This is a genomic window from Peribacillus muralis (assembly GCF_001439925.1).
GTDB classification, from domain to species: domain Bacteria; phylum Bacillota; class Bacilli; order Bacillales; family DSM-1321; genus Peribacillus; species Peribacillus muralis.
In genome coordinates this window covers 258,868-280,491 of record NZ_LMBV01000003.1, presented here as the reverse complement: position 1 = coordinate 280,491, position 21,624 = coordinate 258,868, and the positions used below count along the sequence as shown (strand labels likewise).

General features: G+C 39.9%; 27 protein-coding genes. 16 read left to right on the top strand and 11 right to left on the bottom strand.

The window, feature by feature from the left end; all coding sequences use genetic code 11:
- Window positions 1-11 precede the first annotated feature (11 nt).
- Complete coding sequence (gene yhaM, locus ASU00_RS05885; protein WP_057912505.1) at window positions 12-950, top strand: 3'-5' exoribonuclease YhaM; 939 nt, start codon at window positions 12-14, stop codon at window positions 948-950.
- Between the two features lie 98 nt (window positions 951-1,048).
- Complete coding sequence (locus ASU00_RS05880) at window positions 1,049-1,231, top strand: sporulation YhaL family protein (protein WP_377361362.1); 183 nt, start codon at window positions 1,049-1,051, stop codon at window positions 1,229-1,231.
- Window positions 1,232-1,277: 46 nt separating this feature from the next.
- Here the strand turns inward: ASU00_RS05880 and ASU00_RS05875 are convergent, their stop codons facing one another.
- Complete coding sequence (locus ASU00_RS05875) at window positions 1,278-2,144, bottom strand: peptidylprolyl isomerase (RefSeq protein WP_057912503.1); 867 nt, start codon at window positions 2,142-2,144, stop codon at window positions 1,278-1,280.
- Between the two features lie 200 nt (window positions 2,145-2,344).
- On the opposite strand from ASU00_RS05875, the gene ASU00_RS24365 reads away from it, so the two are divergent.
- Together ASU00_RS24365 and ASU00_RS05870 are read left to right on the top strand one after the other, a co-directional pair.
- On the top strand, window positions 2,345-2,428 hold the full coding sequence (locus ASU00_RS24365) for a YjcZ family sporulation protein (protein ID WP_081092482.1): 84 nt from the start codon (window positions 2,345-2,347) through the stop codon (window positions 2,426-2,428).
- A gap of 186 nt (window positions 2,429-2,614) precedes the next feature.
- Window positions 2,615-2,698 (top strand): YjcZ family sporulation protein, encoded by an 84-nt coding sequence (locus tag ASU00_RS05870; protein WP_034314699.1) that lies wholly within the window; start codon window positions 2,615-2,617, stop codon window positions 2,696-2,698.
- 114 nt (window positions 2,699-2,812) lie between these two features.
- Here the strand turns inward: ASU00_RS05870 and ASU00_RS26025 are convergent, their stop codons facing one another.
- Both ASU00_RS26025 and ASU00_RS26875 read right to left on the bottom strand, forming a co-directional pair.
- Complete coding sequence (locus ASU00_RS26025) at window positions 2,813-2,995, bottom strand: hypothetical protein (protein ID WP_057912502.1); 183 nt, start codon at window positions 2,993-2,995, stop codon at window positions 2,813-2,815.
- Between the two features lie 110 nt (window positions 2,996-3,105).
- Window positions 3,106-3,300 (bottom strand): metalloprotease family protein, encoded by a 195-nt coding sequence (locus ASU00_RS26875; protein ID WP_413783506.1) that lies wholly within the window; start codon window positions 3,298-3,300, stop codon window positions 3,106-3,108.
- 417 nt (window positions 3,301-3,717) lie between these two features.
- On the opposite strand from ASU00_RS26875, the gene ASU00_RS05860 reads away from it, so the two are divergent.
- Window positions 3,718-4,044 (top strand): DUF1878 family protein, encoded by a 327-nt coding sequence (locus ASU00_RS05860; protein ID WP_057912501.1) that lies wholly within the window; start codon window positions 3,718-3,720, stop codon window positions 4,042-4,044.
- Window positions 4,045-4,046: 2 nt separating this feature from the next.
- Here the strand turns inward: ASU00_RS05860 and ASU00_RS05855 are convergent, their stop codons facing one another.
- On the bottom strand, window positions 4,047-4,625 hold the full coding sequence (locus ASU00_RS05855) for an HTH-type transcriptional regulator Hpr (protein ID WP_057912500.1): 579 nt from the start codon (window positions 4,623-4,625) through the stop codon (window positions 4,047-4,049).
- A 182-nt stretch (window positions 4,626-4,807) separates the two neighbouring features.
- Window positions 4,808-5,176, bottom strand: coding sequence for a YtxH domain-containing protein (locus tag ASU00_RS05850; RefSeq protein ID WP_057912499.1), 369 nt, complete (start codon window positions 5,174-5,176; stop codon window positions 4,808-4,810).
- A 319-nt stretch (window positions 5,177-5,495) separates the two neighbouring features.
- Here ASU00_RS05850 and ASU00_RS05845 point away from each other — a divergent pair, with 319 nt between their 5' ends.
- Entirely contained in the window at window positions 5,496-5,675 is a 180-nt protein-coding gene (locus tag ASU00_RS05845) for a hypothetical protein (protein ID WP_057912498.1), read from the top strand.
- Between the two features lie 96 nt (window positions 5,676-5,771).
- Here ASU00_RS05845 and ASU00_RS05840 read toward each other — a convergent pair whose 3' ends face one another.
- From ASU00_RS05840 to ASU00_RS05830, 3 genes are all read right to left on the bottom strand, one after another.
- Window positions 5,772-6,290, bottom strand: coding sequence for a tryptophan transporter (locus tag ASU00_RS05840; RefSeq protein ID WP_057912497.1), 519 nt, complete (start codon window positions 6,288-6,290; stop codon window positions 5,772-5,774).
- Window positions 6,291-6,417: 127 nt separating this feature from the next.
- Window positions 6,418-7,521, bottom strand: a complete 1,104-nt coding sequence (gene serC / locus ASU00_RS05835) for a 3-phosphoserine/phosphohydroxythreonine transaminase (RefSeq protein WP_057912496.1) — start codon at window positions 7,519-7,521, stop codon at window positions 6,418-6,420.
- Window positions 7,522-7,776: 255 nt separating this feature from the next.
- The gene (locus ASU00_RS05830) at window positions 7,777-8,205 is read right to left on the bottom strand and encodes an HIT family protein (RefSeq protein WP_057912495.1); all 429 of its coding nucleotides are present in this window, start codon (window positions 8,203-8,205) and stop codon (window positions 7,777-7,779) included.
- A 658-nt stretch (window positions 8,206-8,863) separates the two neighbouring features.
- Between ASU00_RS05830 and ASU00_RS05825 the strand changes: the two genes are divergently transcribed.
- From ASU00_RS05825 to ASU00_RS05815, 3 genes are all read left to right on the top strand, one after another.
- Window positions 8,864-9,607 carry an ABC transporter ATP-binding protein gene (locus ASU00_RS05825; RefSeq protein ID WP_057912648.1) on the top strand — a complete coding sequence of 248 codons (744 nt, stop codon included), beginning with the start codon at window positions 8,864-8,866 and terminating at the stop codon, window positions 9,605-9,607.
- The gene (locus ASU00_RS05820) at window positions 9,600-10,808 is read left to right on the top strand and encodes an ABC transporter permease (RefSeq protein ID WP_057912494.1); all 1,209 of its coding nucleotides are present in this window, start codon (window positions 9,600-9,602) and stop codon (window positions 10,806-10,808) included. Before ASU00_RS05825 ends, ASU00_RS05820 begins: the two co-directional genes overlap by 8 nt.
- A 105-nt stretch (window positions 10,809-10,913) precedes the next feature.
- A complete protein-coding gene (locus ASU00_RS05815) occupies window positions 10,914-11,618 on the top strand; it encodes an EcsC family protein (RefSeq protein WP_057912493.1) in 705 nt (234 codons plus the stop codon).
- A gap of 30 nt (window positions 11,619-11,648) precedes the next feature.
- On the opposite strand, the gene ASU00_RS05810 is transcribed toward ASU00_RS05815, so the two are convergent.
- Window positions 11,649-12,860, bottom strand: a complete 1,212-nt coding sequence (locus tag ASU00_RS05810) for a M20 family metallopeptidase (protein WP_057912492.1) — start codon at window positions 12,858-12,860, stop codon at window positions 11,649-11,651.
- A gap of 89 nt (window positions 12,861-12,949) precedes the next feature.
- Between ASU00_RS05810 and ASU00_RS05805 the strand changes: the two genes are divergently transcribed.
- Window positions 12,950-13,564, top strand: a complete 615-nt coding sequence (locus tag ASU00_RS05805; RefSeq protein WP_057912491.1) for a phosphatase PAP2 family protein — start codon at window positions 12,950-12,952, stop codon at window positions 13,562-13,564.
- A 427-nt stretch (window positions 13,565-13,991) separates the two neighbouring features.
- Here ASU00_RS05805 and ASU00_RS05795 read toward each other — a convergent pair whose 3' ends face one another.
- Entirely contained in the window at window positions 13,992-14,507 is a 516-nt protein-coding gene (locus tag ASU00_RS05795; protein WP_057912489.1) for an antibiotic biosynthesis monooxygenase family protein, read from the bottom strand.
- Window positions 14,508-14,809: 302 nt separating this feature from the next.
- Between ASU00_RS05795 and hemE the strand changes: the two genes are divergently transcribed.
- The 3 genes from hemE (at window position 14,810) to ASU00_RS05780 (ending at window position 17,623) form a co-directional block, all read left to right on the top strand.
- Complete coding sequence (hemE, locus tag ASU00_RS05790) at window positions 14,810-15,850, top strand: uroporphyrinogen decarboxylase (RefSeq protein WP_057912488.1); 1,041 nt, start codon at window positions 14,810-14,812, stop codon at window positions 15,848-15,850.
- Window positions 15,851-15,924: 74 nt separating this feature from the next.
- On the top strand, window positions 15,925-16,860 hold the full coding sequence (hemH, locus tag ASU00_RS05785) for a ferrochelatase (protein WP_057912487.1): 936 nt from the start codon (window positions 15,925-15,927) through the stop codon (window positions 16,858-16,860).
- Between the two features lie 187 nt (window positions 16,861-17,047).
- Window positions 17,048-17,623, top strand: coding sequence for a TetR/AcrR family transcriptional regulator (locus ASU00_RS05780; RefSeq protein WP_057912486.1), 576 nt, complete (start codon window positions 17,048-17,050; stop codon window positions 17,621-17,623).
- A 155-nt stretch (window positions 17,624-17,778) separates the two neighbouring features.
- Here ASU00_RS05780 and yhfH read toward each other — a convergent pair whose 3' ends face one another.
- On the bottom strand, window positions 17,779-17,907 hold the full coding sequence (gene yhfH, locus ASU00_RS24360) for a protein YhfH (RefSeq protein ID WP_082630165.1): 129 nt from the start codon (window positions 17,905-17,907) through the stop codon (window positions 17,779-17,781).
- Between the two features lie 170 nt (window positions 17,908-18,077).
- On the opposite strand from yhfH, the gene ASU00_RS05775 reads away from it, so the two are divergent.
- From ASU00_RS05775 to ASU00_RS05765, 3 genes are all read left to right on the top strand, one after another.
- A complete protein-coding gene (locus ASU00_RS05775; protein WP_057912485.1) occupies window positions 18,078-18,812 on the top strand; it encodes an MBL fold metallo-hydrolase in 735 nt (244 codons plus the stop codon).
- A 43-nt stretch (window positions 18,813-18,855) separates the two neighbouring features.
- The gene (locus tag ASU00_RS05770) at window positions 18,856-19,845 is read left to right on the top strand and encodes a lipoate--protein ligase (RefSeq protein ID WP_057912484.1); all 990 of its coding nucleotides are present in this window, start codon (window positions 18,856-18,858) and stop codon (window positions 19,843-19,845) included.
- A gap of 179 nt (window positions 19,846-20,024) precedes the next feature.
- Window positions 20,025-21,569, top strand: coding sequence for a fatty acid--CoA ligase family protein (locus ASU00_RS05765; RefSeq protein ID WP_057912483.1), 1,545 nt, complete (start codon window positions 20,025-20,027; stop codon window positions 21,567-21,569).
- Window positions 21,570-21,624 lie beyond the last annotated feature (55 nt).

The window sequence follows — 21,624 nt, the reverse complement described above, 5'->3', positions numbered from 1 at the left end:
GGGGCACTCGCATGGGAAATGGGATCATTCACTATGGAATTGGTGAAATTGTAGATATATATATGTATATAAAAACGAGTACAAAGGCGGTTGCAAGTAATGGAAAGCCATTTTTAACATTGATCTTGTGTGATAAAACCGGAGAGATCGAGGCAAAACTTTGGGATGTTTCCGAGGCTGATGAGAAAACGTACTGTGCCGAAGCCACGGTCAAAGTTCAAGGGGAAGTCCAGAATTATCGAGGCCGAAGCCAATTGAAGATCCGTAATATAAGACTCACATCAGATGCTGATGGGATAACAAAGGCCGATTTAATTCAAACGGCACCTATAAGTCAGGAAGAAATGATGGAAACGATCACTCAATTCATTTTTGAAATGAGGAATCCGAATATCCAAAGAGTGACCAGGCACCTTATAAAAAAATATCAGAATGAGTTTCTGACGTTTCCTGCTGCGACCAAGAACCATCATGAGTATATGTCGGGCCTCGCTTATCACGTAGTATCGATGTTAGGTCTGGCTAAAGCGGTATCAACTCTTTATCCATCGCTTGATCGCGACCTTTTGTATGCAGGCGTCATCCTGCATGACCTTGGGAAGGTGCATGAGCTATCTGGACCTGTCTCAACCGTTTACACGGTGGAAGGGAACTTATTGGGGCATATAACCATCATGGTTAATGAAGTGGGTAAGGCAGCAGAGGAATTGGGGATTGAGGCAGAAGAAATCATGATCCTCAAGCATTTGATATTAAGCCATCATGGCAAAGCGGAATGGGGCAGCCCCAAACCTCCAATGGTGAGGGAAGCCGAAGTGCTGCATTACATCGATAACATGGATGCCAAGATAAATATGATGGACCGGGCCTTGGAGAAAGTGAAACCGGGTGAATTCACGGAAAGAGTCTTTGCGCTCGATAATCGTTCATTTTATAAACCTACATTTTGAAGAAATATGCTTCTTTCCGTTGGAGAAAGAAGCATATTTTTTTTGTTCACGCATATTCTCTAGTAAATGATTAGTAGATTTTTTGGGAGGGAATGGACATGCCGATTTGGATATGGTTTGTGTTTTTCGGAATAATTGTAAGTGCAGTCATGTCAATTTGGACAGCTAGGCAGGAGCGCCTCATAGATGATGCATGGATAGAAAAGGAAGGCCAGAAGTACATTGAACGTATGGAAGAAGAGCGTGAGAGGCGTAAAAAGGATATAAATCAGGGAGCATAGCTAATAAAGGCGACAGGACTTCGTCCTGTCGCCTTTAACGATCCAATTATTTTTCAGCTTTAGCTGCATCACCAGAAGTAATCGCATCTTTTAGATCTTTATCTTTAATCTTCACATCCGCTTTTTTCACTTCGGCATTCAAAATATCTTGAACCTTGGTTTGGTCAATTTGTGCCACTTTCAAATCATATTCTAGATCTTTTTTCATATCCTTGTACGATTTTTTTTCTTTTATATCTTGAAGTTGGATGATGTGGTAGCCATAATCGGATTTAACCGGTTTGCTGATTTCATCTTTCTTCATCTTGTATGCTTGCTCTTCGAAGGCAGGCACCATTTCACCTTTACCGAACCAGCCAAGTTCCCCGCCTTTTTCAGCTGAACCTGTGTCTGTTGAATATTCTTTTGCAAGTTTAGCGAAGTCTTCGCCTTTGTCCAATTTAGCCTTCACTTCGTCAGCTGTTTTTTGGTCTTTTACAAGAATATGTCTCGCTTTGATTTGTGGTTTATAATCTTCATAAGCTTTTTTCACATCAGCTTCTTTTACGGTAATATCAGCAACGGCTGCTTTTTCTTGAAGCATGCCAATTTTAAGTGCACGTTTAAGATCATCTTCACTCTTATATCCGGAAGATGCTAAGGCTGTTTGGAAATTATCACCCATTTGCGCTTTAAGCTCGGCCGTTTTAGCCTTCACTTCTTTATCTGTTACTGTATATTTTTCAGAAAGTACTTTTTCATAAACAAGTTCTTGAAGAACGGCGTCACCATAACGGTCTTTCATGACATTATAAAATTCTTCTTTGGATATATCTCCCGCTTTCGTTTCCACGACTGCTTCTTTGTCGCTGTTGCATGCTGTAAGTCCGATCAGCCCTGCAGTAACAGCAATCGATAATGCCCACTTCTTCATTAAAAACAACTCCTAGTTTTAAGTTTCTGGTTTGCACTTCTTTGTAATTCCACAAAATTAACTATAACATATTCTGGTTACTTTACAAAAAATAATATATTGATGTATGAATAAGAATTTTTGAGAAAATGGGTGGATGCCTACCCAGATCATAAACCTCTACATATGATAAATCGAGGACATCAAAAGGAGGTAGCATAATGAGTAATGGATTTAACGGAGGTTTCGCTTTGTTAGTAGTGTTATTCATTTTATTAATAATTGTAGGCGCAGCCTATTGCTGACCAATTGCAAAATTAATAATGGGAAGTGCCCACTCCTTTTGCCATGGAGTTGAATAGGATAGGGTAGCCGCTCAACAGAATAAGACTGAAATGTTTATCAAGCTACGAAAGGGATGAATTCCTTTTGGCGGATATAAGAGTGTGCAAGAAACTGCTATTACTTAAGAATGGAAAGGAGGAAGATCAATGTCTGGAGGAATAGGTGGAGGCTTTGCTCTAATTGTCGTTCTTTTCATCCTGTTAGTCATCATTGGGGCTTCTTGGTTATAAATGCATAATCAAAAGGCGAAGCAGATCGCTTCGCCCTTTTTCTTTATTTTGAAAAATGCTCCGGGTATCACCAATGTATGTAACAAATGATTAGTAATCATTCGTTGCTCATCTCTACGTATATAAAATTTCAATATAGGAGGATAATAACATAATAGTAATCAATACATTAATGGTCCTGAATACTTTAGGCTGCCGGTCTTCAGCAATTTCCTTTTGGATACATAAAGAGTTCGTCATTCTATTAATATTATAAAGAATCAAAATGGCAACAATAATAAACCAGAACGAGATCAAAACCTAAAATCCCTCCTTGCAAAACATCATGTATAAATACGATACCAAATTATAATCAAAAAAGATACTTAAAAATCTTTTCTGGCACCTTTATGAAAAGAACTGTCATGTCATATCCTTCTTGATGTTTCTCCATATAATCCGGTATGCAGGGATAATAACATGGTGAAATAATGAATGTAATGCCGAAAACCAAGTCCGCCCCCAAGTAAAATCACTGACACAATGAAGAAAGGTAAAACAAGGGAGAAGAAATATAGATGCTTTCGAATCGGATAAGTGACGTATACATTGCATGTAAGCATAAGTTTTCACTTTTTTACATAAAAATCGTTAAGGTAAATAGTGTAATAGTTTGTGAACAGGATATAATAAGACTAGTAGGCTAAAGAATAACAAAGGTTGGTCATCATACAAAACAACCCGGGATGAAACGGAACTTATAGATTAAATAAACTGAAAAAAGAACAGACGGCAACTTCCTTATTGCTTTACCACGTCAGCCATTTTCCACGAGTTGCTCTCTAAAGACTGTTGAATTTACTTACATACAATACGTTGAATGATTAAAATTAGTTGATTTAGTTAGTAGATTATCATTACCGCATTATGGACAAGGTCTACAGGCGTTTATCCATTAAGACGGTCAAATTTATATCGTGAAATCCCTAAGGTTTTACGGTTTATGTTAAATATGAATGATGGAATGGGGATTATGATGTATGAGAAATATGAATGAAGAAATAGACATACTCCGTTTTCATCAGGGGCTATTATTGAACCTGATTCGCAATCCAGAGGCAAAGTTGGACTATTTGTTTGTCGAAAAAAATTTCTCGAAGAAGGAAGCGGAAGATTTATTCGAAGTATGTGATAATTTGAGCAAACGCTACGAAATAGAAAAAGCGGAAGGATACATGAACTTTCGACCGCTTTTTAACCAATTTGCAAGAAGGGTGAATCCAAAAATAACTACAAAGGAATGCATCGATGCATGCCTCTCACAAGGTTTATATATAGCCTTCATGAGGGAAATGGATAGAGTGTGAGGCTATACTGGCTCAGTTTCTTTCTCTATCTTTTTTTTGGTGATTTTACCCTCCACATCAGTAAACTCCTGATCAATATTATCGAAAGATCGTTCAAAGATTTGCATGAAATCTTCACCGTATATATTCCGGATGACGGCCATCATTTCAATCATATCGGGGAACTTACCATAAAGCTCGCGAAGTGGAAGCGCACCTGAGAAAGCGGAATTTTTACTAGGATCGTAAGTCTCCATTAAATCTAGGAGGATCTTTTCACCTTCAGGGGTAATTTCAATATACGTATTCCTTTTGTCATTTTCTTTCTTCGAAAATGTTAAAAACCCGCGTTCCTCTAATTTCTTCGAAAAGTTAAATGCAGTGGAAACATGCATAACCCCAAATTTTGCAACGTCTGAAATGGAAGAGCCATTAAGGTGGTAGGCAATCCAAAGAATATGGTGCTCATTGATATTTAGATCATAGGGTTTAATCCATTGCTGCCAATCTTTTTCAATCGATTTCCATAATGCTTTGCTTAATTGTGCAATTCGTTGACTAAAAATCATTGCTTCTTTCATAGAATAATTTTTATTCTGCATATTATGAGCTCACCTACTTATAAGATTCTGTATATTTATTATGACAATAAAATAAAAATTAATAAAGATAATATTTGCGAAATTTTTAGAAAATTTTAGTTTTTTTAAGGGATTCTCCATTTTTCTCTTGTTTTAAATGTTATTTGTTGGGAAAAATGGAGAATCCGGCTTATGCATCCATGTTAACCATCATTTTTAGAAGACGGAATGGCCGTTTCCAATTGTTTTAATGAAGTCTCAATGTCTTGTACGTTCTTCAATAATTCATTCTTATTCGGTTCGATTTCCTGCTTCCAGTTCTCGATGACTACCTGAACGTCCGAAATAAACGTTTTTACCGTTTCTTTGCTGATTTGCGTGGCTTCCAACGAATCATCTTTAATATTTTGCATTTTTACCTTCAGTTCCTCAATGGTAGCCTTCATTTCTTCCGCATTCGTTTTGATGCGATTGCGTAAGTCCTTGCCTGTGCTTGGTGCTGCAAGCAAGGTTGCGGCACCCGCTACGACTGTTCCAGTTAAAAAGCCAATTAGCAATGATTTTGCTTTCATTAGGATCACCTCATTTAATAATATTGTTTTCGCGTTACATGGTCTGATTCCCTGCTGAAAAAAAACTCAATTGGAAATTTAAATAAATAGGGATGGAAATGCTATTGATAACAAAATACCATAATTTTCTTCTCTATGGAAGAGTATCTACCATTTTATCTTTATATCACAAAAATATTTTCTTAAACTTAGATTGTGAATATATAATATTTAAAAATAACTTGAAAATTTAGCGAAAACGCTTCATATAAAGGAAAGAGGAGCATATAGATAGTAAAAAACAAGCTGTCGCAACATGGATGGCACTGGTGGGTTATGAATGGAAATCATTTTTTTATTTGGCCTGATATGCTTGTGCGGGATGGGTTATTTTCTAAGAAAAGCAAAAACTCCAGGCATTTATCCGACTAAGAGGGTGCTCCAGGCTAGAGCCTACGCTTTTGGCCTGCCCGGTGGCTTGTTGCTTTTCATTTGGTTGATGTGGCTGTTCATTCATTGATGGTAGAGGTTGACTCTGGCTGACTCCAGATTCATAAGAGTGAAAAAAAAAGCACCGGGCATGCCGGTGCTTTTCAAGTATGATGATCTAGCTGGTTTAAGCATTAATGGATACATTTGATTTTCTGACGATGCCGTTCACAATTGGATAAATGATGACCATCGCAACTGTATTTAGCAGTACGGCAGGAAGCACAACAGCTCCGAAAAGGGCAACGAAAGGACCTGGAAGGGATACGATATAATATGCCGATCCAAGGAAGACAGCACCGGAGATGATTGTTCCTACGGCAGTCAAGATACTTACCGTCACTACGGATGTTGAAAACTTCTTAAGACCGATGAATAAAAGGTAAAACAGAAAGGCAGTTGCCAATTTGTCTATGATATTTGGAATCTGTCCTCCAGGAAATGTAGTTGTCATCGCAGAGATGGCTCCAGCAGCCAAGGCGACAATGAAGACATTCTTTTTCTCAGGAAACAAGGTAATCGCCAAAAACATCATCAACAGCATCATATCCGGTTTCATTCCCAGGAAGAAACCTGGAACGATGAAATGCAGGGCAGCTCCAATCCCGATTAATAGGGACAGCGATACAAGGGTTTTCGTTTTCATTTACTCATCTCTCCTATTCTCATCTCAACTAACATCTTTTCTTCAACAATGCACTATTGCTTGTTGCAAGAAGGTTAAAATATTATATCATAAGACCTATTTTTTTAGAAGTGGTTTTTTTTTGAAATTAAGAAATTTGAGCTTCCTTCGCTTTATAAGCTTCCTGGAATTTTTTCATGAAATCGGCAAGGTCTTGGCAATGGGATAGAGGGACAGCGTTATAGATCGATGCCCTGCACCCACCGATGGAACGGTGGCCGTTCAGTCCAACGAATCCAGCCTGCGTCACTTCTTTAAGGAATTGTGCTTCAGCTTCTTCTGACGGGAGCGTGAACGTTATGTTCATGAAAGAGCGGCTGTCAGATTGGGCATGGCCTTTATAAAAACCATCGCTTGCGTCGATGACGTCGTAAATGACTTTTGCTTTTTCTTCGTTATTTTCAGCGATCTTCTCGACTCCACCTTGTTCTTTTGCCCAATCCAATACAAGGGACAGTAAATAAATAGCCAGTGTCGGAGGCGTATTGTATAAAGAATTATTTTTTGAGTGGATAGAATAGTTCAACATCGTCGGAATGCTGTCGCTGTCCGTTATCAAATCTTTACGGATGATAACAACCGTGATTCCCGAAGGACCTAGGTTTTTTTGTGCTCCTGCATAAATGATGCCGAATTTACTTACATCAATTTTCTTGCTGAGTATATCACTCGACATATCCGCTATTAAAGGTACGTCACCGGTTTCGGGAAACTCTTTCCATTGCGTTCCGTAAATCGTATTATTGCTCGTAATATGAAGATAAGCGGCATCTCCACTCAGTTCAATGTCTTCAACTTTAGGTATGAACGTATATTTATCCTCTTTGGATGAAGCAACTACTGACGTTTCACCAACTTTTTTGGCTTCTTTTAGTGCTTTTTCCGACCAAGATCCAGTGAGAACATAATCTGCCCTTTTTCCATCATGTAAAATGTTCATCGGAATCATGGAAAATTGAAGACTTGCTCCTCCTTGCAGAAGAAGTACTTCATAATTTTCGGGGATTTCCATAAGCTCTGTTAATGATTGGATGGCATGGTTATGAATTTTTTCGAATTCAGCACTTCGATGGCTTAATTCCATCACGGACATACCGGAATCCTCAATATTCAACCATTCGTTTTGGGCTCTTTGTAAAACCTCTAAAGGAAGGGCAGCTGGCCCAGCGTTGAAGTTGCGTGCACGTTTCATTTTTTTTCCTCCTATACGACAAAGTGTTAAAGTATTTAAGACTATTTATATATCCTACCAGAAAACTAAATTCAATAGGAGGAAAATTTAGAATTTTACGTGGATAACCTGCAGGATGAAACGTCAAAATAAAAGGTCCTGCACTTTGAGTGAGGACCAAATTGGAATGTGTGTTTTAGATTTTTAACTGATTTCTAAATTTGCAATTTTTTATAGCCTGACGAATGAGGCAAACACAATGATTACAGGCTACCCTTAGTCTTTATTGATATGCTGGGCAATGGAATCGGCAATCTGCTTCAGATCATCAGGGGTATAAGCGCTGGCATTCGTTTTCCAAACAGCCCCAAATCCGTCACCTTCTCCATGTCGCGGAATTAAATGCATATGAAAATGGAAAACGGATTGTCCTGCTGCTTCGCCGTTGTTATTCAGAAGGTTAAGTCCTACGGGATTGAATTCCTGTTTCATAGCGCGGGAAATTTCCGGGACGACTTCAAATAAACTCTTTGCGATTTCCGGTGTTAACTCATAAAGATTTTCTTTATGTACTTTAGGAATTACGAGCGTATGACCTTTAGTTACTTGACTGATATCAAGGAAGGCCAGTACATGTTCATTTTCAAAAACTTTGGTGCTAGGAATTTCTCCATCGATAATTTTGCAAAAAATGCAATCACTCATTAAAACCCGCTCCTTTAGAAGTTAGTGTATATGGTTAATCGTACCATAGCAGCAATCGTTGCGAAAAGAAAAAACCATAAAAACAGGATGCAACATTAAGTTGCACCCTGTCCTAGAAAAAGGGGGATTTGCTTCAAAATTCGCATTAGCATAAATTCTCTGCGACAAACACCTCATCTACATTAAAGTAAAATATGGTTATCTGGTTAGAGTTTTTCCATTCAAAGCAACCATCTCCTATATCTTTAAAGTTTCATCAACTTATAAAGCATAATTGATAATGATTGAATGAGTTTTCTGCTTTTACGTGCAAGAGAACCATCTCCTTGCTCGAAACGATTTTTTTTAATGAAGCTTCTGGTTTAATTCAGTTATACGTCTTTAACTGACACCTCATTTACAATATGATATGAATCATTTGTAATAAAACATTTGGGCATTTCAGTGTAATACGTCTTTAACTGACACCTCATTTACAATATGATGTGAATCACTTGTAATGACTAACCCCTTCTTCCTTATTTATGATAGCCACTTAGCCGGAAAAATATAATTAGTTATTTATGGAAATTTATCTCCGGGAACACTCGACTATATAAATGCAGGAGAATTTGCTAAAATGGAAATAAGAACCCTATATATAGAAAGGATCGTTTATATGTCCTTATTGGAAATAAAGCAATTAGTCGGAGGATACACGAAAACGCCCGTTTTAAAAGGAATAAGTTTTGACATTCAACCAAATGAGCTGGTGGGGTTGATTGGGCTCAACGGTGCTGGAAAAAGTACGACGATCAAGCATATCATCGGATTGATGGAACCAAAGGGCGGGAGTGTATCGATACACGGTAAGACGCTTGCACAGGACCCTGATACATATCGAAAACAATTCACATATGTTCCTGAAACGCCCATCTTATATGATGAACTGACACTTGAGGAGCATTTAAAGCTGACGGCAATGGCGCATGGATTGGCTGAAGCCACATATAAAGAAAGAATGGATGCTTTGCTTAAGGAGTTCCATATGGAGAAGAGACTTAAATGGTTTCCGGCCCATTTTTCAAAAGGGATGAAGCAAAAGGTCATGATCATGTGCGCCTTTTTGGTGCAGCCCTCGTTATATATCGTGGATGAACCGTTCGTCGGTTTAGATCCATTGGGCATCCAATCGTTGCTGGACTTAATGAGAAAAATGAAGGAGAGCGGAGCGGGGATTTTAATGTCCACCCACATATTGGCTACGGCGGAGCGGTATTGTGACTCCTTCATCATCCTGCATAATGGCGAAATCCGTGCAAAGGGCAATCTTGAGCAGCTTCGCGAGCAATTTGCCATGCCGGGAGCGACGCTGGACGATTTGTATATTCAATTGACGAAAGAAGAAATTGGACATGAATAGTCAAAATCTCTGGAAGGAAAGATATTTGGGCTATATAAATGAAACTCAGAAATACCTTCGGTATATTTTTAATGGACATCTGGTTTTTGTAATGGTATTAGTTCTTGGTGGTCTGGCTTATTATTACAGCGATTGGGTGAAGACGCTGGATGGTGATTTTCCGGCCGAATGGATCATGGCCGTTGTTTTATCTCTCCTTGTAACGAGGAGTCCGATAAATACCTTTTTGAAAGAAGCCGATACTGTATTTTTGCTTCCGCTTGAAACAAAGCTGAAAAGTTACTTTAACAATTCGCTGCTGCTGAGTTGGGTTATGCAAGGCTTTATCTTGCTTGTTGTCCTAATTGCATTCATACCGATGTATACGAAGGTCACGGATGCTGGCGGTAGGGATTTCGGAATGATTCTTGCTGTGTTGTTGATATTGAAGTTTGTGAATTTAATCATGCGCTGGAACGTATTGAAATATCAGGATCCTTCAGTCAGCCATTGGGATTCCCTCATCCGCTTTATACTTAATGGAGTGATGCTCTATTTCATCTGTTCAGGGGCAAATATCCTCTTTGCCATAATTACGTTGTTCATATTAATAGGGCTATGCCTGTATTACCGAAGTGCAGTCAAAGATTTTGTTTTGAAGTGGGAGCGCCTTGTTGAATTGGAAAATAAGCGGATGAATTCGTTCTATCGAGTTGCGAACATGTTTACAGATGTTCCACATTTAAAAGGGAAGGTGGCAAGAAGGAAATGGATGGACTGGCTTCTATCATTCATTACATATGGTGAAAAATCCACTTATACCTTCCTATATGCTCGGACTTTGCTGCGGTCCAATGATTATGTGGGACTTTGTTTGCGTTTAACCATCATAGGATCCGTCATCTTAAGTGCATTCACTAATCTGTGGGCTCATTTGATCGTGACTTTTTTGTTCTTATTCATGACAGCCCTGCAGCTGCTGCCGGTGTGGAAGATTCATGAATGGAAAGTTTGGGTCTCTCTGTATCCATTGTCGGCAAAGATGAGAGAATCTGCAGTCATTAAGCTTATTTCATATTTCTTATTCTTTGAGGACTTCGTCTTTTGTATCGTCCTGCTTGTGAAAGGGGAATGGATGTCAGCTTTGGCCACTTTGTTGCTGGGGCTAGTCTTCTTAACTGGCTTTAAAGTTTATGCAACAAAAAAAATAAAAAACTTTTGAACGAAAAGCTGATTTTTTCATAAAATCAGCTTTTTCTTTTCAGAAATGAAAATGAACAATAAAAGCCTTGATGGAAGTATATACATATATAACGGGGGTGCGTAAATGAATGAATATGAACAAATGGCATTGGCGGAGCTAATAACATGGAAAAAGAAGGTGGCGAAGAAATCGGGCAGGTTTGAGCGGATGTCCAAAAAGGCGCAAACGAAAGTGAATGGCTACATTCCGGACCGTGTGCATAAAATGATCACCGATAGCATTAAAGCGATGATTGAGACAGTATTATCAGGATCTAAATATATGTCCAAAGAGAAAAACGTAATGCTTCTTTCCTTCCAGCAAAAAGAGGAATGGGTTGCGGAAACGGTAGCGACCTATCGCAAGACAGCTATTTTGGAGGGGGTGGGGACAGGGGCGGCAGGGCTTTTGATTGGTCTGGCTGATTTCCCTTTACTGCTAAGCATCAAGATGAAGTTATTATTTGAAATCTCAAGATTATACGGGTTCGATCCAAACAAGTATGAGGAACGTCTTTTTATCCTCCATATTTTCCAGATGGCGTTCTCAAGCGAGGAGAAAAGGCTGGCGACATTAAAGGTGATAGAAGAATGGGATACCACGGATGTGCCTGAGATTGACTGGCAGGAATTTCAGCAGGAATATCGCGATCACATCGATGTCATTAAGTTGTTCCAGCTCGTCCCGGGTTTGGGGGCCGCTGTCGGTGCATATGCTAACCATCAATTACTGGAACAGCTAGGGGAGACGGCTGTCAATTGTTACCGAGTCAGGCTGCTTAAAGAGTGAAGGGACGGGGAGGAACCCGTCCCTTTTCCATTACTGTATTATAGATTCGTTCGCCCTTTGCGATAATTGATCCTTATTATGATAAGTTATCGCTGCCGTACCTAAAATTTTTGCTGCAATGAGCATGGCCTTTTCATCAAAATCAAACAATGGGTGATGGTGGGGATATGCTTGTTCATTAGTTGGCTTGGCGCCTGTAAAGAAGAATGTTCCCTTCACCTTTTGTAAATAATAAGAAAAGTCTTCTCCTGTCATATCCGGATCAATCTCCTCCGTAACCTGAACTTCCTTGATCATCTTGGTGCTCTCGATAAGGAATTTCGTTTCTTCGTCATGTGGGATAACAGGCGGATAGCCTTGGAAGTATTGATAATCATAGGTACAGTTTGCAGCTATGCAGGTTCCTTTAACAACCCGCTCTATCTCTTCGCTTATAAATGAGCGGACATCGTCCTTGAAGGTGCGGACTGTCCCGATTATTCTAGCTTTATCAGCAATGACATTAAAGGCATTATCAGCTACAAATGAACCGATGGAGATGACTGCAGAATCTATCGGATTCAGGCGGCGGCTTACGATTTGCTGTAAATTCATGACTAGCTGGGAGCCGGTGACGATTGCATCACGGGTTTTATGAGGCTGTGCTCCATGTCCGCCCTGTCCTTGAATGATGATTTCAAATCGGTCAGCAGCAGCCATTAATGGTCCGTAGGTGTATTGAACAGTACCAGTCGGGACCGTAGCCCATAAGTGGGTTCCCAAAATGACATCCACCCCGTCAAGGCAGCCTGCCTCAATCATCGGCTTGGCACCACCTGGAGCATATTCTTCAGCATGCTGGTGGATAAAGAGATAACGACCTTGGAGCTCATCCTTCAGCTCATTCAGTTTCTTAGCTAGAACAAGGAGTGCCGCTGTATGTCCATCGTGTCCACATGCATGCATGACGCCTGGTACGGAAGATTTATACGGAACCTTCTTTTCATCTTGAATCGGTAAGGCATCGAAATCAGCACGCAATGCCACCGTTTTACCGGGTTTGTTGCCTGTGATCGTGGCAATGACACCATTTCCGCCTATATTGGATTGGTGTTCGATCCCCAGTTTTTCATAATAATCAGCGATGAAGGCCGCAGTTTGTGTTTCTTGAAACGAAAGCTCGGGATGTTGATGAAGAAACCTCCTGATGGAAACCATTTCATCATAAGAACCTTCTAGAAGAGCGTGTAATTGATGTATCATATTGCGCCTCCCAATGATTGGTTTAATTGTAAATAGTATATCATATTCTGAATAATCAGAGTCTATTAGTCGCCGAGGAGAGTTAAGTTATGATTAAACATTCATGGATTGCAGCAGTTTTGCTTTGCTTAATGCTATTCTTTTTGCTTGTGCATGAAGTCCGTAGTGAGCGAATTTTAGCACTTGATACATACTTGGCCTTTAAGGTTGATGAACATACATTTTCGTTCTCGTTTTTGAAGTACATCACCCTCCTAGGGAAGTCTGTGGTCATTGGTTTTGGAAGCATACTAATTATTCTCTATTTATGGATCGTAAAGAAGGATTATTTATTGATGGCCGTATTCTCGATTGGAATGGGTGGAGTCGATCTATTAAAAAGGACGATAAAAAATCAAATCCAAAGACAGCGGCCTGACGATCAGCTTGTGGAGGCATCAGGCTTCAGTTTTCCAAGCGGACATGCGATGGTTGGCCTAGTATTCTTCAGTATCTTGGCTTATTTGATCATTAAAGAAGTTAAGAGAAACACATTAAAATGGGTAGTGGGAATCGGATTCACTTTCCTTATTCTTTTAATCGGGCTAAGCCGAATATACATGAATGTCCATTTTCCAACAGATGTCTTGGCAGGATATGCATTAGGGGGCTCTTTCACTATACTCTTGATTAACTTATACAAGGTGTTAGGGAAATTCGGCTAAAAAATAATGATGCGTCAAGATAAAATATTTGTAACTATCCGCAGCATTTCCCCGGAAATAAACAAGGAATTTGTCGGAATGTTATGAGGTGATGCCAGCAACGGGCATCATTCTCCTTTTCTGTGCATTCACCTCAAAGTATTAACCGTTCTATTTTAAAATAATGAACTTAATTGGTAAAAAAAGTGGCATGGAATGAAGGGGGCGAGACTCCTGAGGGAAATGCGAGTCACGGGAGATTCCCAGGCGCATGCCGAGGGCGGACCGCCTCTGGATAAGCGAAGTGCCCGTAGTGGAAAGAAACGCTTGAAGTCCAAAAGCGAATCTAGAACCAAAAAAACTGCAGACAAACTTCGATTTTCCTCGAGAATGTCTACAGCATAAAGCGCGTTCTTAAAAGAACGGGCTTATTTTGTATCGATATGAACTATTCTTCTGAATCTTGTACTAATGTATATTGTGTTACATAGGCTTCACCAGAAAACAGCTTTTGACTGGAGTTCGTAACAGCAGCTTTAGCACCGCTGTCATGCGCCTTTTGGAAGGAAGCGGACTCCTTCCAGCTCATAAAGTCAGCTTGTTTCTCCCAAATTGTTAATATGACATACGTTTGCGAATTTAGTGGCCGCAGGATACGCAGTGCGACGAAACCTGGTTCATTTTCAATGAGTCCTGCCCTGTTTTTGAACCGATGCTCAAATACGGGCTGTTTTTCCTCGCTGACAGGAATATTGTTCATGACAACATAACCATGATTCTGTAGGTTTCCCTTCCCATCGACAACTTCATATTTTCGTGGTGAGCTAAAGAGCGTTTTGCCTGTTGTTTCATGTAAAAGGACGGCAGAATCTACATTCTGCATTAGTAATATGTTTTCATTCGGATGCTTATCTTTCTTGTTTTTCATAAATTCGTAAGTGCCGGACGTGATGAATACATTCATTAATTAATTCCCCCTCCAATTTCTGTATAGTACTTGTATACCCATTTTACCCAATCAATAGCGCTTTTACCATTTTCAATCTTTGAGATATTTTCATGCCACTTATCCATAAAAGGTGGAAATTCAGTGTGGCATCTAATTAAAAACGTCGAATTTCTGACAAATATATAGGTTGGCTATACTTCTATTATAGAAAAAGCTATAGTTGAAGGAGATTCAATTTGAAATTCAACATCCTTCTGATATTCTATGTAAGGAATGAATAAAAAATAGAAACGTGATTGCTTGAAAGGTGGATATAAATGTCTAAGGAAATTACGAATGATACATTTCTAAAAGCTGCGAGAGGAGAAAAAACGGATCATGTACCTGTTTGGTATATGCGCCAGGCTGGCCGTTCACAGCCGGAATATCGTAAACTGAAAGAGAAGTACTCCCTTTTTGAAATTACCCATCAACCCGAAATATGCGCGTATGTAACTAGATTGCCCGTAGAGCAATATGATGTGGATGCAGCGATTTTATATAAAGATATAATGACACCGCTACCAGCCATCGGTGTCGATGTAGAGATTAAATCTGGGATTGGCCCAGTCATTTCGAATCCTATCCAATCAGTCAAAGATGTTGAGAAATTAGGGGAATTGAATCCGGAAGAGGACATTCCATACGTACTTGACACGATCAAATTATTGACTACGGAGCAATTGTCCGTGCCTTTGATTGGATTTTCTGGAGCACCATTCACGATCGCCTCATATATGATCGAAGGTGGCCCTTCGAAAAACTACAATCGGACAAAAGCCTTCATGTACTCCGAGCCTGTTGCATGGTTTGCATTGATGGATAAATTAGCCGATATGATCATTGTTTATGTTAAATCCCAAATCAAAGCAGGCGTCAAGGCAATCCAAATCTTTGATTCATGGGTAGGGGCATTGAATGTTGAAGATTATCGTGTATTCATCAAGCCGGTCATGAATCGCATCTTTTCCTCATTACGTGAAGAGAATGTACCATTAATTATGTTCGGTGTCGGTGCAAGTCACTTGGCACTTGAATGGAATGACCTGCCGATTGATGTAGTCGGACTGGATTGGAGACTTCCGATCACTGAAGCAAGACAGATGGGTATCCACAAGACGGTTCAAGGTAACCTTGATCCTGCCCTGCTATTATCATCATGGGATGTAATAGAAGATCGGGCGAAGCGAATCCTTGATCAGGGCATGGAACAGGATGGCTACATCTTTAATCTTGGACATGGGGTTTTCCCTTCCGTAAAACCGGAAACACTGAAGAGGTTAACTTCCTTCATTCATGAATATTCATCGAAAAAGTAGTGACGAGTGAAGGTTTTGCTATAAAGACATGTAAAGGTGGACAATACAAAATTTTTAAATGAGGTGTAATTTTCATGTCAAGAAAAAAAATGGGCCTTCTAGTCATGGCATATGGTACTCCATACACAGAAGAGGATATTGAAAGGTATTATACACATATTCGTCATGGAAGAAGACCAAGTGACGAATTGATTGCCGATCTAAAAGGGCGCTACGAAGCTATTGGCGGATTGTCCCCACTTGCAAAAATAACGGCAGGACAAGCACAAGCCCTTGAAAAGCAATTGAATTCGATTCAAGAAGAAATCGAATTCAAAGCATACTTAGGGTTGAAACATATTGAACCTTTTGTTGAAGATGCTGTGAAGCAGATGCATGATGATGGGATCAAGGAAGCTGTCAGTATTGTATTGGCACCTCATTTTTCAACCTTCAGTGTCAAGTCCTATAATGGGCGTGCTCATGATGAGGCCGCTAAATTCGGTGATTTGCAGATCACTTCGGTCGAGAGCTGGTATGATGAGCCAAAATTCATTCAATATTGGGTGGATCAAGTAAAAGCAGTAATCGGGAGGATGAATTCGGAAGAACGCGATAATTATGCTTTGATCGTGTCGGCACACAGCCTTCCTGAAAAGATATTGCAATTGGGAGATCCTTATCCAGAGCAACTGAAGAAAACGGCTGAAATGATTGCAAAAGGTGCAGGAGTTACAAACTATGCAGTTGGCTGGCAAAGCGCAGGACAGACACCTGAACCATGGTTAGGACCAGATGTCCAGGATTTAACGAGGGACCTTCATCAAGCGAAAGGCTATAAAGCATTCATATACATACCTGTAGGATTTGTATCAGAGCATCTTGAAGTTCTTTATGATAATGATTATGAATGTAAGGTAGTGACGGATGATATTGGTGCGGCATACTACCGTCCCGATATGCCTAACGTTAAACCGGAATTCATCGATGCGATGGCGACAATCATCTTGAACCGCCTAAAGGAAAATTGATTAGCCTGTTCATATCGACAACAGGGCTTAATCACTTAAATTGAATACGTGTTTTGCGAAAAGGTGGCTGACCCGATATTGGACAGCCATTTTTTCTGCAGATAACGAAAAATGATTGAAAAGACTGAATATTTTTGGTAAGATATTATTGACTATTTTGTCCGTTTGGTCAGAATTGAGGTGGGAGATGTCTGTAGATCGCAAAAAATTAATTTTAGAAGCTGCGACCAAGTCTTTTTCACTTTTTGGCTACAAGGCGACGACGATGGACCAAGTCGCTAAAATTGCCAATGTAGGTAAAGGGACGATTTATACGTTTTACAAAAATAAGGAAGAGCTATTCAAGGAAATCGTTCAGCGAATGATAGAGGAAATGAAATATGAGGCTGAACAATCTTTGGACGAGAAACTTTCCTTTTTTGAAAATCTGCACCGGGCCGTTTATCGAATCCTGGAGTTCAGACAGGAACATCAATTATCTTTAAAGCTGCTTCAGGAAGAGCGGGAGATCGGTACCCCAGCCGTACAGGAAATGGTCAATGAAATGGAAGAGGCCATCGTATCCTACATTAAGGAAAAACTAAAAATAGCGATTGACAAGGACTATATTCAGCCTTGTGATCCAGAGATAACAGCTTTTCTGATGCTGAAAATGTACCTTGCCCTAATTTTTGATTGGGAGAGGAATCATGATCCATTGGGGAAAGAAGAAATTGCTGAATTATTCAAGGTATATTTGTTCAAAGGATTATCCTCTCCGTAAGCATTCTCTTATTATGAGCTACAAATACAGTGAATCATATTTGAATGAATGTAAAGAAGAGATACCGCTCGATTAGCGGTATCTCTTCTTTTTATGTGGGATGTTTTTTGCCGAGAAACCGAACAATTGGGAAATGGAGTTATAACCCTTCCTGATTACTCACCAGAAAGGCAATGGTCACAGTGATTACCATAGCATTCGTGCTGTTCATCCATTTTTTTTCCGCATTCCGTACATTGTTTAGGAGGCAGGTTTTTGAAGAACTCGACGCTGCTTTGAATCATGAACATCATCTCCTCAATTTTTTGGATCCTCTTTTCTATGGCTTTATTGTATTATAACAGATATATTGTGTCAACCATGTTTTATAACATAAGTAAAAAAGATGAAATAAGGGAAAGAATAGTTTATATTAATGGGGAAGTCCATGATAGATAAAAAGGAGTGCCTAAGCATGAAAATCACCGTAATTGGCTGCTGGGGCGGATATCCAGCTAAAAATGAGGCAAGCTCGGGCTATTTGCTTGAATATGAAGATTTTCGCATTCTGCTTGATTGTGGAAGCGGTGTACTATCACAGCTGCAAAACCATATGAAGCCAGAAGACCTCGGTGCAGTCGTATTATCCCACTATCATCCCGATCATGTAGCGGATGTTGGTGTCCTGCAACACACTGCGTTCATTCAGCAGATATTAGGCAGCGAAAAAAGGACCATTCCCATTTATGGTCATGATTTAGACGAAGCCGAATTTGGAAAGTTAACGTACAAAGACGTGACAAAGGGGATCGCTTATTCTGCCGATGAACCGTTGACCATTGGACCGTGCACATTCACATTCATGAAAACGAAGCATCCAGTCCCTTGTTTTGCTATGAGGATAGAGGCTGAAAATCATTCAATTGTATACACAGGTGACAGTTCTTATATGGAGGAGCTGGCCGATTTCGCTAAAGATGCCAATGTTTTATTGTGTGAAAGCAATTTTTACAGTGATATGGATGGTTCAAAGGCGGGGCATATGACGGCCAGGGAAGCGGGCATGCTAGCAGATAGGGCAGACGTACAGCTGTTGCTGTTGACCCATCTTCCTCATTATGGAGATATCAATCAACTGAAAAAAGAAGCATCAGAGGTATTCAAACGTGAAATAGCTGTAGCGAAAACCAATCTTGAATTCCAACTATAATGGGATTAATTGATGCGAATGAAGCATACAAGGAGGAGCAACTGTGCTTTTTATTGATAATAAGGGAATTACCGATCCGAGAATTAACCTTGCCATTGAAGAATATGCGCTTAAACAGTTAAATATTGATGAAACCTATCTTTTATTCTACATTAATCGCCCTTCAATCATCATCGGCAGAAATCAAAATACGATTGAAGAAATCAATGCCGATTATGTAGATGGAGAGGGCATTACTGTTGTTCGGAGGCTTTCCGGTGGCGGAGCGGTATATCATGACCTGGGTAATCTCAACTTCAGCTTCATCACGAAAGATGATGGGGAAAGTTTCCATAATTTTAAGAAATTCACCCAGCCTGTCGTGGAAACCCTTGAGAAACTGGGAATTCATGCTGAATTAAGCGGACGAAATGACATCCTCGCTGAAGGTAAGAAAATTTCGGGTAACGCGATGTTTTCGACTAAGGGAAGAATGTTCAGTCATGGGACATTGTTGTTTCAATCAGAAATGGACCATATTGTATCCGCTTTAAAAGTGAAAAAAGACAAAATCGAGTCTAAAGGAATTAAATCGATAAGAAGCCGGGTCGCCAATATTGCTGATTTCCTTAAAGAACCTATGTCTGTCGAGGAATTCCGTTCATTCCTTCTGCAAAATATATTCAAGGATAGCGGCGGTGTAACCGAGTATGTTTTAACGGAGGAAGATTGGGTGCAAATCCACAAGATTTCTGAAGAACGGTATCAAAGCTGGGAATGGAACTATGGAAAATCGCCCAAATTCAACTTGCAAAATTCGCATAGATTTCCGGTGGGATCAGTTGATATCCGTCTCGAGGTGAACAAGGGAATCATTGAGAATTGTAAAATCTACGGTGACTTTTTTGGGGTCGGCGAGATTGCGGATATAGAACGAAAACTTACCGGAATACGCTATGATAAGGACGCTATCATGAATGTCTTAGATGAGATAGACGTGCGACATTATTTTGGCAATGTAACAAAAGAAGAAATATTGACTTTAATCTATTAAGCCTGAAAAGCCGTCCGGACTTGTTAGGACGGCTTTTGTGTCTAATAATGACAGTAATTGCTTGAATATGGATAAAATTGTTGCTGTAATCAGTTTCTTTTACTATAATAAAAAGGTATTTAGTTTCGTTTAAAAATGAATGACTATTCATTCATGGTGTAGACAGGGGAGGGAGAACGATGAATTTATCCGAAAAGCTTCATCATACGGCGTCAAGACAGGCTGATAAGCCAGCTTATTATTTTATGGATCGATCCACCTCGTATGGAGAATTGGATAAAGCGGTTACAAAGTTTGCCGATGAACTACATAAGCTTGGTGTTTCGAAAGGTGATAATGTTGCGCTGGTTTTAGGAAATTCACCACATTTCATTATTTCATTGTATGGAGCCATACGAGCTGGAGCTACCGTAATACCCGTAAATCCGATTTACACACCTGATGAGATTGGGTACCTCCTGAATAACGGCGATGTTAAGGTCGTCGTAGCATTGGATAAGCTGGTACCCTTATTTGAGAAAATGAACTCCATTCTTTCACATGTAGATTACTATGTTATTTGTGAAACAGAGCCCCATACCAGGGATAGTAGCAAATTGAGCATTTACCCAAAAATGAAATCGTTTACAAACATGATTGAAAATGGGAATGCCAGTTTTGAAGGACCAGAATTGGGACCCGATGATACGGCCATCATCCTCTATACGTCCGGTACAACAGGTAAACCTAAAGGGGCGATGCTCTCTCACACCAATATCTACTCCAATGCAACCGATGTTGGCGAATATTTGAAAATCACGGAAAATGATCGTGTCGTCACCACATTACCGATGTTCCATGTTTTCAGTTTGACGGTCGTCGTCAATGCACCGTTACTGCAAGGAGCTACGCTTTTAATTGTTCCGCAATTCAGTCCAAAGGAAATTTTCAGGCAAATCAAAAAATATGATGCCACCGTCTTTGCTGGTGTGCCAACCATGTATAATTTCCTGTTCCAATATCCAGATGGACAAAAAGACGATTTAAGAACATTGCGTATCTGCATCTCAGGCGGATCCGCCATGCCGGTATCTCTGCTGGAATCATTTGAGCAAAAATTCAATGTTAGAGTTTCAGAGGGATATGGCCTTTCCGAAGCATCTCCTGTTACATGTTTCAATCCTCTTGATCGACCAAGGAAGGCGGGATCGATCGGAACATCGATTCTCAGGGTGGAAAACAAGATTGTCAATGAGCTTGGAGAAGAGGTTTCGACGAATGGGGTAGGCGAATTGATCGTCAGAGGCCCTAATGTCATGAAGGGGTATTATAAAATGCCTGAAGAGTCGGCAGCTGTGTTGAAAGATGGCTGGTTATATACAGGTGATCTAGCCCGGATGGATGATGAAGGGTACTTTTTCATTGTAGATCGCAAGAAGGAACTAATCATTGTCGGTGGATACAACGTATATCCACGGGAAGTCGAAGAAATCCTATATGCCCACCCTGAAGTAGTTGAGGCAGCAGCGATAGGCATGCCAGATCCAAATCAGGGAGAGGTGGTCCATTGCTTCGTTGTCAAGAAAAACGATGCATTGACCGAGGAAGATCTCCTGGACTATTGCTTGGAGCATTTGGCTAAATATAAAGTTCCGGCAAAAATAGAGTTTTTGGATGAACTTCCGAAAAATACAACAGGAAAAATTTTAAGGCGCTCTTTAAAAACCCATGTAATCCAAAACTAAAGATGATTGATCTGAAGACGACCATTGCCAAAACTGCAATGGTCGTCTTTGTACA